This is a genomic window from Sanguibacter sp. Z1732 (genome assembly GCF_051020515.1).
Taxonomy (GTDB): Bacteria; Actinomycetota; Actinomycetes; order Actinomycetales; family Beutenbergiaceae; genus CALKWS01.
In genome coordinates this window covers 2,272,527-2,285,909 of the sequence record NZ_CP194857.1, presented here as the reverse complement: position 1 = coordinate 2,285,909, position 13,383 = coordinate 2,272,527, and the positions used below count along the sequence as shown (strand labels likewise).

The 13,383-nt window shown below is 71.8% G+C and carries 11 protein-coding genes, 2 pseudogenes and 1 riboswitch; of the genes and pseudogenes, 6 read left to right on the top strand and 7 right to left on the bottom strand.

Going from position 1 to position 13,383, the window contains the following annotated elements; all coding sequences use genetic code 11:
• Positions 1 to 179: 179 nt before the first annotated feature.
• Positions 180 to 3,224: pseudogene (locus ACRRRO_RS12015) on the bottom strand (alpha-mannosidase).
• 238 nt (positions 3,225 to 3,462) lie between these two features.
• On the opposite strand from ACRRRO_RS12015, the gene ACRRRO_RS12010 reads away from it, so the two are divergent.
• Together ACRRRO_RS12010 and ACRRRO_RS12005 are read left to right on the top strand one after the other, a co-directional pair.
• Positions 3,463 to 3,927, top strand: a complete 465-nt coding sequence (locus ACRRRO_RS12010) for an aquaporin (RefSeq protein ID WP_434080321.1) — start codon at positions 3,463 to 3,465, stop codon at positions 3,925 to 3,927.
• The gene (locus ACRRRO_RS12005) at positions 3,858 to 4,457 is read left to right on the top strand and encodes an aquaporin (protein ID WP_434080320.1); all 600 of its coding nucleotides are present in this window, start codon (positions 3,858 to 3,860) and stop codon (positions 4,455 to 4,457) included. The genes ACRRRO_RS12010 and ACRRRO_RS12005 overlap by 70 nt, the downstream gene beginning before the upstream one ends.
• Before the next feature lie 20 nt (positions 4,458 to 4,477).
• Here ACRRRO_RS12005 and ACRRRO_RS12000 read toward each other — a convergent pair whose 3' ends face one another.
• On the bottom strand, positions 4,478 to 4,771 hold the full coding sequence (locus tag ACRRRO_RS12000; RefSeq protein ID WP_424797046.1) for a DUF3017 domain-containing protein: 294 nt from the start codon (positions 4,769 to 4,771) through the stop codon (positions 4,478 to 4,480).
• A gap of 27 nt (positions 4,772 to 4,798) precedes the next feature.
• On the opposite strand from ACRRRO_RS12000, the gene ACRRRO_RS11995 reads away from it, so the two are divergent.
• Entirely contained in the window at positions 4,799 to 6,028 is a 1,230-nt protein-coding gene (locus ACRRRO_RS11995) for an NAD(P)/FAD-dependent oxidoreductase (protein WP_424797047.1), read from the top strand.
• A 16-nt stretch (positions 6,029 to 6,044) separates the two neighbouring features.
• Here the strand turns inward: ACRRRO_RS11995 and purH are convergent, their stop codons facing one another.
• On the bottom strand, positions 6,045 to 7,625 hold the full coding sequence (purH, locus tag ACRRRO_RS11990) for a bifunctional phosphoribosylaminoimidazolecarboxamide formyltransferase/IMP cyclohydrolase (RefSeq protein ID WP_434080319.1): 1,581 nt from the start codon (positions 7,623 to 7,625) through the stop codon (positions 6,045 to 6,047).
• Positions 7,626 to 7,662: 37 nt separating this feature from the next.
• Positions 7,663 to 7,754: riboswitch (ZMP/ZTP riboswitch) on the bottom strand.
• Positions 7,755 to 7,790: 36 nt separating this feature from the next.
• Positions 7,791 to 8,408, bottom strand: coding sequence for a phosphoribosylglycinamide formyltransferase (gene purN / locus ACRRRO_RS11985; protein ID WP_424797049.1), 618 nt, complete (start codon positions 8,406 to 8,408; stop codon positions 7,791 to 7,793).
• Between the two features lie 451 nt (positions 8,409 to 8,859).
• Between purN and ACRRRO_RS11980 the strand changes: the two genes are divergently transcribed.
• Positions 8,860 to 9,057, top strand: a complete 198-nt coding sequence (locus ACRRRO_RS11980; protein ID WP_434080318.1) for a hypothetical protein — start codon at positions 8,860 to 8,862, stop codon at positions 9,055 to 9,057.
• 509 nt (positions 9,058 to 9,566) lie between these two features.
• On the opposite strand, the gene ACRRRO_RS11975 is transcribed toward ACRRRO_RS11980, so the two are convergent.
• From ACRRRO_RS11975 to ACRRRO_RS11965, 3 genes are all read right to left on the bottom strand, one after another.
• A complete protein-coding gene (locus tag ACRRRO_RS11975) occupies positions 9,567 to 10,238 on the bottom strand; it encodes an alpha/beta hydrolase (protein ID WP_434080317.1) in 672 nt (223 codons plus the stop codon).
• A gap of 183 nt (positions 10,239 to 10,421) precedes the next feature.
• Positions 10,422 to 11,393, bottom strand: a complete 972-nt coding sequence (locus ACRRRO_RS11970) for an FkbM family methyltransferase (RefSeq protein ID WP_424797052.1) — start codon at positions 11,391 to 11,393, stop codon at positions 10,422 to 10,424.
• Positions 11,394 to 11,504: 111 nt separating this feature from the next.
• Positions 11,505 to 11,966 (bottom strand): hypothetical protein, encoded by a 462-nt coding sequence (locus ACRRRO_RS11965; protein ID WP_424797053.1) that lies wholly within the window; start codon positions 11,964 to 11,966, stop codon positions 11,505 to 11,507.
• Between the two features lie 11 nt (positions 11,967 to 11,977).
• Between ACRRRO_RS11965 and ACRRRO_RS11960 the strand changes: the two are divergent.
• Positions 11,978 to 12,340: pseudogene (locus tag ACRRRO_RS11960) on the top strand (MFS transporter); the annotation flags it as partial.
• Positions 12,341 to 12,353: 13 nt separating this feature from the next.
• The gene (locus ACRRRO_RS11955; RefSeq protein ID WP_434080316.1) at positions 12,354 to 13,376 is read left to right on the top strand and encodes an MFS transporter; all 1,023 of its coding nucleotides are present in this window, start codon (positions 12,354 to 12,356) and stop codon (positions 13,374 to 13,376) included.
• Positions 13,377 to 13,383 lie beyond the last annotated feature (7 nt).

The window sequence follows — 13,383 nt, the reverse complement described above, 5'->3', positions numbered from 1 at the left end:
CCTTCGAGGTCGGGTTGCCCCGGGACTGCCTGGTCGCAGCCGGGCGCTGCACGGGCCCCGGGTCGGTGCCGTCGGCCCGGGTGCGCTCCGGGGATGTGGTGCGGTGCTCCCTAGTTATATAGTGCACGACCGCTGAGGGCAGAATCGACCGGTCGTCGCACCGGGGACCGGCGAGACGGTCAGGACCGGGCGAACCGGAGGGTGACGACCTGGAACGGGCGCAGGTCCAGCTCGACCCGCCCGTCCGGGTTCACCTCGACCCCGCGGTCCCGGCCGGGCCGCTCCAACAGGTCGGTGGCGAGCGCGCCGGTGGCCTCGAACCCGGGCGTCACCGTGGCCCTGGCCCGCCCGCCCCGGGACTCGTACAGCCGCACGATCACGTCCCCGCTGCCATCGCGGGCCAACTTGACCGCCTCGACGACGACCGCCGGATCGCTCACCTGCACCAGCGGGTCCACCGCCCCGGAACCGGTCACCGTGCGCTCGGGCAGGTTGATCCGGTACCCCTCGGTGACCGCGTCGGCGATCTCCGCGCCCACCACCAGGGACGAACGCAGCGTGTGCCTGCCCTGGTCGGCGTCGGGGTCGGGGAACATCGGGGCGCGCAGCAGGCTCTGGCGCACCGTGGTGGTGGTGCCGCCATCGGCGCGGGTGGTCCGGGTGACGTCGTGGCCGTAGGTGGAGTCGTTGCCGACGGCGAAGCCGTACGCCGGCTCACCCACGTGCACCCAGCGGTGCGCCACCGTCTCGAACCGGGCATGGTCCCAGGAGGTGTTCGCCGCGGTGGGGCGGTGGATGTGACCGAACTGGATCTCACTGGCTGCCTGTTCGGCGCGCACATCCAGGGGGAAGGCCAGTTTCAGCAGGGTGTGCCGTTCGTGCCAGTCCACCTCGGTGGTCAGTTCCACCCGGTGGGCGCCGTCGGGCAGCAGGTAGCGCTGCACGATGCGGGAGTCGCCGAACCGCCGTTGCACCTGCACCCCCGCGCCGCCGGACGTCTCGGTGATCTCCTGCACCGAGGTCGCCTCGGTCAGGTCGCGGACGTTGCGCCGGTAGTGCTCATCGATGTCCCACGCGTCCCACTGGTTCGGGATGTCCCGATGAACCTGCAGCAGGCCGGCTACCTGCCCCGGCGGCAGTGCCTGGCGGCCGGTGCGCAGGTCCAGGACGGACGTGATCAGCCCGCGCCCGTCGATACCGACCCGCAGCCGTCCGTTGTCCAGCACCACGCCGGTACCGTCCCGGACCAGGTCGGTCACGCCGTCGTCGGCTGTTCCGGCAGCCGTGCCCGCGCCGAGGGCGGGCACTGCCCCACGTGGGAACGGACCGGAGTTGAACGTCACCTCCCTCCTCGCTGCCCGCGCCGGCCAGGGTCGCCAGCGCGGTGGCGATGATCTGTTCCAGTTCGGCGATCGTCTCGGTGTAGCGCTGCTCGGCCTCGCGGTGCACCCAGGCGATGGAGGTGCCGGGCAGGATGTCGTGGAACTGGTGCAGCAGCACCAGGCGCCACAGCCGCTGCAGGTCCTGGGCGGGGTAGGCCGCTCCGGTGCGCACGGTGGCGGTGGCGGCCCACAGCTCGGCCTCGCGCAGCAGGTGCTCCGTGCGCCGGTTGCCCGCCTTGGTCCGGTGCTGGGAGGTGTAGGTGCCGCGGTGGTACTCCAGGTAGAGCTCCCCGGACCACACCGGCGGGTGGGTGTACTCGGCCCGGGCGGCGGCGAAGAACCTCGCCGGTGAGGACAGCACCACCGTGGGTGAACCCTCCAGGTCCGCGGTGCGCCGGGCGGCGGCGATCATCTCCCGGGTGGGTCCGCCCCCGCCGTCGCCGTGGCCGAAGGGCACCAGCGAGGTGTTCGCCCGGCCCTTCTCGGTGTACTGGCGCTGGGCGCGGGCCAGTTCCCGGGCGGACAGGTCGGAGTTGTAGGTATCCACCGGAGTGAGGTGGGTGAAGATGCGGCTGCCGTCGATACCCTCCCAGTCGAAGGTGTGGTGCGGCATCGCGTTGGTGTCGTTCCAGGACATCTTCTGGGTGAAGAAGGCGTCCTTGCCCGCGGCGGCTGCGATCTGCGGCAGGGCACCGGTGTAGCCGAAGGAGTCCGGTAGCCACACATCGGTCGTCTCCACCCCGAAGGTGTCCAGGAAGTAGCCGCTGCCCTCGAGGAACTGGCGGGCCATCGCCTCCCCGCCGGGCATGTTGGTGTCGGACTCCACCCACATCCCGCCGGCCGGGATGAACCGGCCCTCGCGCACCTTCTCGGCGATCCGGGCGAACAGTTCGGGGTAGTACTGCTCGATCCAGGCGTACTGCTGGGCCGAGGAGCAGGCGAAGGTGAAGTCGGGGTCGGTCTCCATCAGCGCCAGCACGTTGGCGAACGTGCGCGCGCACTTGCGCACCGTCTCGCGCACCGGCCACAGCCAGGCCGAGTCGATGTGGGCATGCCCGACGGCGTGGACGCAGTGGGCGGAGGCGTAGGCCGGGGCGGCCCGCACCTTGGCCAGGGTCGCCCGGCCCGCCTGTGCGGTGCCGGGCAGGTCGGCCGGGTCGATCGCGTCGAGCATGTCCTCCAGCGCCGCCACGATCTGGGCGCGGCGGGGGACCTGGGCGCTGAGTTCTTCGACCAGCCCGCCCAGTGCGGTTACGTCCTGGACCAGTTCCCACACCGGCACATCGAGCAGGGCGACGTCCACGGTGCGCAGCGTGTAGAGCTCGCTGGGGTCGGCGGTGGACTTCTCACCCATCGTGGTGGGCTTGGTGAAGGAGCCCTGGGGGACGTCGGGGTTCGCGGCGGCCTCGATGTAGACATCGATCCGGTCCCCCGCGGCCGCCGGCAGTACCACGTACTGGTTGCGCGGTCCAGCGCCTTGAGGATCTCCCCCTGGGCCGAGTAGACGATCGCCTCGGCCTGGAACCCCGGGTTGGCCCCGGAGAAGCCCAGGTCCACCACCAGTTCCGGACGCACCTGCCCAGCACCGATCTCGCCGGACCACTCCGGCGGGACCGTGCCGGTGACGTGGAACCATACCGTGCCCCACGGCTTGCCCCACGGGGTGCCGGTCGGGTGCGGCCGGTACCGGCCCTGGATGGCCTGGCTGAACGGCACCGGTTCGTCCGGCACCTCCCAGGAGGTGACCTCCAGCGCGGCGCGGTGGCGGTACTGCGCCGCCAACAGCCACTCGTCCACGAATCGCCGCAGGCGCCCCAGGGTGCGGTCGGTGGTGTCGTGCATGCCTTCACTCCTCGCGAGGGTGCCTCGCCGTCGTCGGATGGTTCGTCTGCTGCGTGGCCGGCTGGTTCGTCTGCTGCGTGGCCGGCGCAGACCGGGCTGACAGGTGACCTGACAACCCTGGCAGCCGCCGCGGGCGCTCACAACCACCTTTCCACCTGCACCCCGACCCCGGTGGCGTGGCCACCGTGGTCGGGGTGAGAGGATCAACTGCGACCTCAATTCCGCTCGAGAGGAAACCATGAGCGAACAGCCCACCACTGTCCCGGCCGCCGCCCCGGCGGCGTACCCGCTGATAACGCGGGTGGCCGGGGAAGCCGCCGGGACCTTCATCCTGGTGTTCATCGGACTGGGGGCGCTGCTGTACAGCGGCACCCTGCGGGAGGTGGACCCGCTGATCAACGCACTGGCCTTCGGGGTCGCGTTCGCGGCCGCCATCGCGCTGTTCGCCAGGGTCTCCGGCGGCCACATCAACCCGGCGATCTCCCTGGGCGCGGCGGTCAAGGGGCAGTTGGGCTGGGGTGATCTGCCGGCGTACTGGCTGGGCCAGCTCGTCGGTGCGATCGCCGCCGCGGCGGTGCTGTTCGCCACGTTGCCGGCCGGTTTGGCGACCCAGGTGGGCGCCAGTGCCAGGCCTTGTTCAGCCAGGCCGCGAACACCTTCGGCGACCAGTCCTACCTCGCCCAGATCTCCGGCGGGCAGATGAGCTTCGGCCTGGTCCAGGTGCTGCTGCTGGAGGCGGTGGGTGCCGCGGTGCTGACCGCGGTGGTGCTGGCGACCTCCCACCGCGGCCGCACGCACGTGGCCCCGGTGGCGGCCGGACTGACCCTGACCGGGCTGATCCTGGCCCTGGACCCGGTGACCGGGGGCGGTCTGAACCCGGCCCGCTCCACCGCTGCGGCGATCTTCGCCGAGCCGGCCGTACTGGGGCAGTTGTGGCTGTTCTGGCTCGCTCCGATGATCGGCGGCGGGGTGGCCGGACTGGCCTACCTGCTGTTCGCGCCGACCCCGGAGATGGCACTGGTGGAGGAGGACGACTGGGCCGGGGACGACGACTGGGCCGAGGAGGTTCCCGACACCGAGGAGGTCTCCAGTGCCGCGGCGCTGCCGGACCTGGACGCCGAGGAGCGCACCACCGTGGAGTTCGACCCCGATGACGCCGAGCCGGTCGCCCAGGTGGACGTCGACGAGGACGAGTTCGGCGACGCCGGCGCCGATCCGGGCCGACGGGGCTGAGCCGGCTCGGGTGCACCCGGCTAGAGGTTGTCCGCTGTCAGCGCCATCAGCGCGATACCGACGGCGCCCAGCCACAGGAAGGCCACATCGAAGAGCCGTGAGCGCGCGCTGATCCCGAGCGGGCCCGGCGCCGGGAGCGCCAGACGGATCGCACCGAGCACTCCCAGGTGCACGGCGAACGCCACCCCTGCCACCCGCGCCCCGACCATCAGGGCCAGCAGCACCGCCACCACGACCCCGCCGAGGGCCCACCACAACGCCCACGTCCGGGGCGGCGGGGGCCGGTGGATCTCCGGCGCGGGATTGCGGCTCATGGCGGCACCGAGACTACCGTTGTGTGCGTGAACACCAGCACGCCCCCAGCGCATGTCGTGGTCGTCGGCGCCGGCCTCGCCGGCCTGCGCACCTGCGCGGCGCTCCGAGAACGTGGCTACCAGGGCCGGATCAGCGTGGTCGGGGCCGAGGACGTGGGCCCCTACGACCGGCCACCGCTGTCCAAGGAACTGTTCAGCCGGCCCGAGCCGGCGTGGCTGCACGAGGAACTGGGCCAGGACCTGCACGACCTGGCCCAGGAGGTGTACCTGGGCGAGCACGCCGTGGAGTTGCGTCCCGACGGGCGCCGCCACCGGCTCAGCCTGGCCAGTGGCGCCGAGCTGAACGCCGATGCGGTGGTGCTGGCGTGCGGTTCGGTGCCGCTGAACCCCTGGCCGCGGGCCTCAGCGTTGCACACCGCCGCCGACGCGGTCGGTCTCCGGGCCAGACTGGCCGCGACCGGGCAGCGCCTGCTCATCATCGGCGCCGGCTGGATCGGGGCCGAGGTGGCCGGTGTGGCGGCCGCTGCCGGCGGCCGGGTCACGGTGGTGGAGGCCGCCGCCCAGCCCCTGTCGCGACAGTTGCCCGCCGAGCTCGGCGAACGCACCCGCCCCTGGTACGCCGAGGCCGGGGTGGAGCTGCGCACCGGCACATCGGTGGCGACCGTCCGGTCCGACGGCGTGGAACTGGGGGACGGGGAGCGCATCGGTGCCGATGTGGTGCTGGCAGCCGTGGGGGTGGTGCCGGCCACCGGGTGGCTGACCGGCGCGGTGCCGCTGGGCGCCAGGGGGCACGTGCTGACCGACGCGAACGGCCGCACCGAGGTGCCCGGGGTGTGGGCGGTGGGTGACTGTGCCTGGCGGGAGGACCCGTTGTTCGGGCAGGTCCCCGGTGGGCACTGGTCCGCCGCGCTGCACGACCCGGACCGGCTCGGTGCGGCGATGCTCGGGCTCGACGTACCCGAGCAACGCCCGGCCCCGTTCATCTACTCCACCCAACTGGGCCACCACCTGAGCGTGTTCGGGCGGGTCCACGGCGATCTGGTCGTCCGCGAGTACGGCGAGCCCCCGATGGCGCAGACCGGACCCTGGACGGCGTTGGTCACCGATGGCCCCAAGCTGGTCGGGGCGGTGATCGCCGACATGCCCCGGGATGTGTCCGCCGCGCGCAGACTCCTCGGCACCGGCGCCCTTCCCGACCTGGACCTGGCTGCTGCCGAGGACCCCGCGGTGCGGCTGCGCGCCGCTGTGCTGGGATGATCCACCGGCACCCGAATCAGTGCGCGAAGTGGCGGGTGCCGGTCAGGTACAGGGTGACACCGGCCTCCCGGGCGGCGGCGATGACCTCGTCATCGCGCACCGACCCGCCGGGCTGGACGACGGCGCGCACGCCCGCGTCCAGCAGCACCTGCAACCCGTCGGCGAACGGGAAGAACGCATCGGAGGCAGCCACCGCCCCACGTGCCCGCTCGTGCTCACCGGTGTTGGCCCGTTCCACCGCCAACCGGCAGGAGTCCACGCGGTTCACCTGGCCCATACCGATCCCGACCGCGGCGCCTGCATCGGCGAGCAGGATGGCGTTGGACTTCACCGCCCGCACCGCCCGCCAGGCGAATTCCAGGTCCGCCAGCGTGTCCTCGTCCGCCGGCTCACCTGCGGCATGGGTCCAGTTCGGGGCGGAGTCGCCGTCGGCGTCGATCGCATCGGCGCTCTGCATCAGCATGCCGCCGTAGATCTTGCGCAACTCGGTGCCGCCCTCGGCCCCGGTACCCGGGACGGTGAGCAGGCGCACGTTCTTCTTCCGGGTCAGGATCTCGCGCGCCTCGGCGCTGAAGGACGGGGCGAGGATGACCTCGGTGAACACCTCCGCGACCTGGGCCGCCATCGCCGCGTCCACCTCGCGGTTCGCGGCGATGACTCCCCCGAAGGCCGAGACCGGGTCGGTGGCGTGGGCCTTGGCGTGGGCGGCGGCAATGCCCTCGGCCACCGCGATCCCGCACGGGTTGGCGTGCTTGATGATCGCCACGGTGGCCACGTCACCGTGGTCGTGCGCGGCGCGCCAGGCGGCATCGGCGTCGACGACGTAGTTGTTGTAGCTCATCTCCTTGCCGTGCAACTGCTCCGCCCCGGCAAGCCCGCTCGGTCCGAAGCCGTCGGTGTACAGCGCGGCTCGCTGGTGCGGGTTCTCCCCGTAGCGCAGCACCGAGGCACGCTCCCAGGTGGCCCCGACCCACCCCGGAAAGCCCGATCCGTCGTCGTCGGGTGCGAGCACGTTGCCGATCCAGGAGGCCACGTGCACGTCGTAGGTGGCGGTGTGCCGGAACGCCTGGGCGGCCAGGTGTCGTCGTTGCGCGAGGGTGAAGCCCTGCCCTCCGGCGGCGGCGACCACGTCCGAATATCTGGACGGGTCCACCACCACAGCCACGCTCGGGTGGTTCTTCGCGGCCGCGCGCACCATCGCCGGGCCGCCGATGTCGATCTGCTCCACGGCCTCATCGGGGCCGGCGCCGAAGGCCACCGTCCGGGTGAACGGGTAGAGGTTGACCACCACCAGGTCGAACGGGGCAACGCCCAGGTCCTCGAGCTGGTCCACGTGGTCGGGCTTGCGCCGGTCGGCCAGGATGCCGGCGTGCACCCTCGGGTGCAGGGTCTTGACCCGGCCTTCCAGGCACTCCGGGAACCCGGTGACCTCCTCCACCGGGGTCACCGGAACTCCGGCCCCGGCGATCACCCCGGCGGTGGAACCGGTGGAAACCAGTTCCACGCCGGCATGATGCAGCGCGCGGGCGAGGTCGGCCAGCCCGGTCTTGTCGTAGACGGAGATGAGGGCGCGGCGCAGGCGGATCTTGTCGGTCATGGTTCGGCGGGCTCCTGGGTTGGGTGGTGTCTCATCGCCCCGGCACCCAGGCGAGCGGTGCACGAGGAGTTCTCCAGGCGGCCGCTCCCCGGTGGTGCTCCACCTCAGGCGCCAGTCACGGCCACCGCCCAGCCTAGCGTGCGGGACCGCCCGCCCGGTGGCACCTCAGGCCGAGCCGAGGCGGACCCGGCGCCCCTGCACGCGCCACCCTTCCCGGACCATCCGTCCCAGGGTGTGCACCAACTGCTCCCGCTCGGCCACCTTGATCCTGTCGGTGAGTGCCTCCAGGTCGTCGTCGTCGAGCACCGGCACGGCCACCTGGGCGATGATCGCGCCGGTGTCCATGCCGTCGTCGACCACGAAGAGTGTGGCACCGGCGAGTTTCACCCCGTACTCCAGCGCCTCCTTGGGCCCGTGGATGCCCGGGAACGCCGGCAGCAGGGAGTTGTGGGTGTTCAGGTACCGGCCGGAGAATTCGGCCAGGAACCTCGGGCCCACCAGTTTGAGGAAGCCGGCCGCGATCACCAGGTCCGGTTCGTGCGCGGCGACCTGATCGGTCAGGGCCGCATCCCAGTCGGCACGCTCGGGATAGCCGCCCACGCGCTCCACGAAGGTGGGCACGCCGGCGGCTTCGGCCAGTGCCAGGCCCGCGGCGCTGGGCCGGTCCGCCCCCACCGCCACCACCTCGGCCCCGTAGCCGGGATCGTCGCACGCTCGCAGGAGGGCGGCCAGATTCGATCCCCCGCCGGAGATCAGGACGACGAGGCGCGCTGGGGTGGTCACGAGAGCCGACTTTAGTAGCACGGCCGCGATCTGGGACAATAGCGGCGCCGTACCTGCAGCCGTCGAAACCATCGCATCCACAGAACTGGGAAGGGGTCATGGGTGTCGAACCCGTATGCGCCACCGGATCCGGCATCCCGCCCACCGAAGCAGCGCGAACACACCGGCCCTGATGCGCCCAGCCCGGCCGACGGCGGACCGGGCCCCGGGAAGGCACCCGGCCGGCAGGGTCGGGCCGGGCGGCCCGAACGCCCCAAGCCCACCCCGGAGCAGTTGGCCTCGGTCTCCCGCTCGGTGCTGCACTTCGGGTTGTTCATGCTGGCGGCGGTGCTGACCATGCAGGTGGATCTGCCCTGGCACCTGATGTCGTTGGCGTTCGCGATCGGCGCCGTGGTCGTCGGGGTCAGGGCCCTGGTTCGGGTGTTCAAGGAGCAGATCCGCGGCGGGGATCGTGGTCCTGCTCGTGTTCGGCCTGATGCTCAGCGGCATGCTGGTGGTCACCACCCTGGGCAGCCTGGCCGTGTGGAACGAGCAGATGGAGCGTCAGGAGTGCCTGCGCTCGGCGATCACCGTCTCCGCCCAGGACCGGTGTGAGCGGATCTACCAGGAGGCGATCGAGGACCGGTTCGGCACCATCCCGGGCGGCTGAGCGGGCTCGACTCACTCCTGCAGGTTCACCGTCAGGGAGTCGAACGCACCCAGCACCGCCGGATCCGGTCGCGAGCCGGCCGGCACGTCCGGTGCGGGCAGGAAGTGCACCGTGGTCCCGGTTCGCCCCCCCCGCTGGCCGTTCCACGAGGTCCGAGGCCGGCACGCCGTACTCGTCGCGCTGGCACCAGGCCCCCTCGAGTCGGTGGTTGGTGTGCTCCAGCCACACGCTGAGGGCCGCCACGGTGGACATGCCCCGGCGGGGTCGACCGTCCGGCAGCACCTGCTCGTCGGTATCGAAGAACCGCAGATCCCGGGTGGCCATCACGGGCTTGCGGATGATCCGGCCGTCGTCGTCCCGATGGATCGCCGGGCCGCGCCCGTCATCGGTGACCGAGACCGAGCCGTCCGGGTGGATCCGCACCTCGCACCGCCCGGGGCGCCCCAGGGCCTGCGCCTCCTCCGCGGCGTAGCCGAGCACCTCGAGGATGAGGTGCTGGAGGCGCCAGGCTACGAACCGCCGGTGCGGTCGGCAAGGTCCGCAACCAGATCGGCCAACGGCGCGCCGAACATGACCGGGTCATTGTGCCCGGCACCGTCCAGGACCAGGGTGTCCACCACCGGCTCGGCACCGGCGACCCGGGCGCTCTGCTCGGCCGGGACCACCTCGTCGGCCTGGCTGTACATCACCGCCACCGGAGCCCGAACGCGCCCCAGGTGACCCACGACGTCGTAGTCCTCCCGCAACAGCACTCCCACCGGCAGGAACGGATAGTGCGCCCGTGCCACGTCGGCCAGGTGCGTCAGCGGGGAGCGCAGCACCAACCCGGCCGGCGGCACCTCCGCGGCCAACCGTGCGGCCACCCCGGTCCCCAGCGACTCCCCCACGTAGATGGTGCGATCGGGGCCGTACCCCAGCTCCGTCAGGGCCTGCTGGGCGGAGCGTGCGTCGGCGGCCAGGCCCTCCTCGCTGGGACGGCCCGGGTTGGCGCCGAAGCCGCGGTAGTCCACCAGCAGCACCGCGAAGCCACGCTGGGCCAGTTCCTCGCCGATCTGCGTGCGCCCGGCGCGGTTGCCACCGTTGCCGGGCAGGTACAGCACCGCCTTCTGCCGATCCGCCTCGGGCTGTGCGGGCACGTACCAGGCGCCCAGGTCCAGGCCGTCGGCGGTGCGGTGCCGCACATCCTGACCTGCCGGCAGCACCTGATGTGCCGCCGGAACCGTGCCTTCGTCGGGGAAGTAGATCAGTGAACGCTGCCAGGACCAGATCAGGCTGAGTAACCCCCCAGGGCCACCACCCCCGACCCCAGCACGGCGCGCACCACGGTCCGCGCGCCGGTGCGCCGCGCCGGGTCGGGTTGCGGTTCAGGCATCGGCCACGGAGACTCCCCGGGCGCGCAGTTCGGCGGGGCTGCGCGCGCTGAACAGCCAGTCCCGGTGCTCGGCGCTGGGGCGCAGGTGCTCCCGGGGGTGCAGTGCCTCCTCACCGACGGCGTAGCAGCCCAGCCCGTGCGGGGTGAGCAGCGCCTCCAGCTCCCGGCCGTCGGCATCGGTGAGCACCTCACAGAGGATGTCGGGAGCGTGTGCGGCGAGGAACCGCTGCCCGTGCCGCAACAGCGTCTCCTCCCCGCCCTCCACGTCGATCTTGAGCAGCACCGGGCCGGCCACCTGGTCGGTGAAGTCGTCCAGCGCCACGAAATCCACCCGTACCCCGTCGTCGAAGGCCATGTCGGAGGAGTAGAAGGAGGGCAGCGCCGACCCGTGGTCACCGGCCGGTACCAGCATGCCCATCCGTGGATCGCCCACCCCCTCGGTGTGCACCTGGGTGCGTTCGGCCACATCGTTGCGCGCGACGTTGCGGGCCAGGGCCTGGGCCACCGCCGGGACGATCTCGAAGGCGTGCGCGCGCAACGCCGGGTTGGCCGCGGTGAGCGCCATGGTGAACACCCCGGTGTAGGCACCGATGTCGAAGAACGTCCGGGCGTGCTTGCCCAGGGCCACCATCACATCGAGCGCGAAGGCATCGGCCGGTTCGGGACGGCGGCCCTGCCCCCAGTACATCTCCTTGGCGATCTCACAACGGTCCGGGCCCACGAGGACGTACTCACCGCCGTCGACCTGTCCGCGCACCTCCCGCACCCGCCACGGCGCCGGCAACCGGCCCACCCGCACCCCCGGCACCCGCAGGGCCACCGTGCGCATGATCGGGTGCAGACCGGGAAGGCTGAGCGCACGTTTGATGTGGCGTTTCAGCCCGAACCAACTCTGCCGCCGGGCGCGGGCGCTGCTGCGGAAGTCGGGCACGGGCACCTCCAGATCGTGCGGATTGAGCGACATCGACCTGCTCGCCAGCGTAAACGGCTCAGGGCCGAGCCACGAGTCGAGCCGGTAGCGTCGACGCACAGACACGCCCGACCAAATCGGTTCGCTGCCGTGAGGTCCGGGCGGTCAGGGGCCGCGACCCTCCCAGGAGCGGTCCTCGGCGTAGCCCATCAGCCACGGTGCGATGAAACTCGCCAGGGATGAGGCGGAGCCACCCACGGCGAAGAACGTCGAACCGGAGGTCCATTCCTCGGTGAAGCACGCCTGGGCGATGTTGCCCTCGATCTCCACGTCGGTGGGGCAGACCACCTGGGCATGCAGTCCGATCAGGATCATCAACGTCGCGGCCAGCACGAACACACCCGGCGCCCAGGACCAACGCGAGCGGCGATACATCAGCACCAAGGCCAGCACCGCGCTGGCCACGACCAGCCAGATCGACACCCATGGCCCTGGGCGGGCATGGTCGTAGGGTCCGGTGAACCAGGGCATGAGTGCACTGATCACCAGGGCTACCACGCCGATTCCGGCTATCAATTCCGGGGTTCGGGCCCACCACGGCACCTCGGGCTGGTTCGCGGCACGCATCGCGCAGTAGTGTGCCAGCGCGGTTTGCCAGGCGCCAATCGCTGGCCGATAGGGTGGCCGGGCGGTGGCGATTCCTCGTCACCGATCCATCCCATCGATGCCATCCCATCGACGCGCCGGAAGGGGACTGCGGCGTGCCAGCAGAACCGCGTCGCCGGTTCCCGATCCTGGCCTACCCGGCCTTCGTGCGGCTGTGGATCGCCGACGCCGTATCCAGCCTGGGCCTGTTCGTGGTGAACCTGGGCATGCAGTTCCTGATGATCCACCACCTGGGTGCCGACCAGGCCGACATCGGGATCGTACGGTCGGCCCAGTGGCTGCCCACCCTGATCTTCGGGTTGCTCGCCGGGGTGTGGCTGGACCGGATGCGGCGCCGGCCGGTGCTGGGTGGCCGCCGACACCCTGGCCGCGGTGGTGCTGGGCACGATCGCCGGCCTGGCCTTCACCGATCTGCTGACCGTGCCCGTGCTGGCCGCCCTGGTGTTCGTGCTGGGGTTCACGACGATGTTCTTCCGCGCCGCCCAGCAGAGTTACCTGCCGGCCCTGGTGCCCACCCGGGTCCTGCCGCGCGCGTGGGCCCGCATCGAGCAGACCATGACGGCGGCCGAGTCGGTGGGTCCGATCCTGGCCGGTGCACTCATCCGCCTGACCTCCGCGCCGGTGGCGATCGTGGTGGCCGCGGCCACGCACGCCGCCTCGGCGCTGCTGCTGGCCGGCATCCGCCAACCGGAGACCGCACCGGAGGCGGCCGGCCGCCGGCACCTGATCACCGACCTGCGCGAAGGGGCCTCCTGGGTCTACCGGCATCGCACGCTGGCGCCGTACGCGATCGGGCTGCACCTGTGGTTCTTCTTCAACTCCCTGGTCATGACGCTGTACGTCTTCTACGCCAACCAGGACCTGGGTCTGGACTCCTTCGCCGTCGGCCTCACCCTGGGCTTTGCCGGCGTCACGGGAGTGGTCGGCGCCGGACTGGCGCCGTGGGCCGGGATGCGCTTCGGCATCGGGCGGGTGTGCGTGTTCAGCGACTGGCTCAGCCCGCTGGCCTACCTGGTGGTGCTGCTGGCCCCGGCCGGCCCGATGGCGGTGGTGGTGCTCAGCGCGGCATTCGCCCTGCACGGGGTGGGGATGGGCCTGAAGGGGCCGTTGGAGGGCAGTTACCGCAACGCCGTCACCGCCGCCCGGCTGCGAGGCCGGATGAACGCCACCATCCGCACCTTCAACTGGGGCATGCTGGCGTTCTCGGCCCCGCTGGCCGGGTTCCTGGCCGTGTGGTGGGGCAATCGCGCCACCATCGCGCTGGCCGTCGGCGGGCTGGTGGTGGCGGCGTGCGTGGTCACCTTCTCGCCCTTCCGCACCGCCCGGATGCCCGACGACGACGACGCCCCGGCGGTAGCCCCACCGTCGTGAGTCGCCG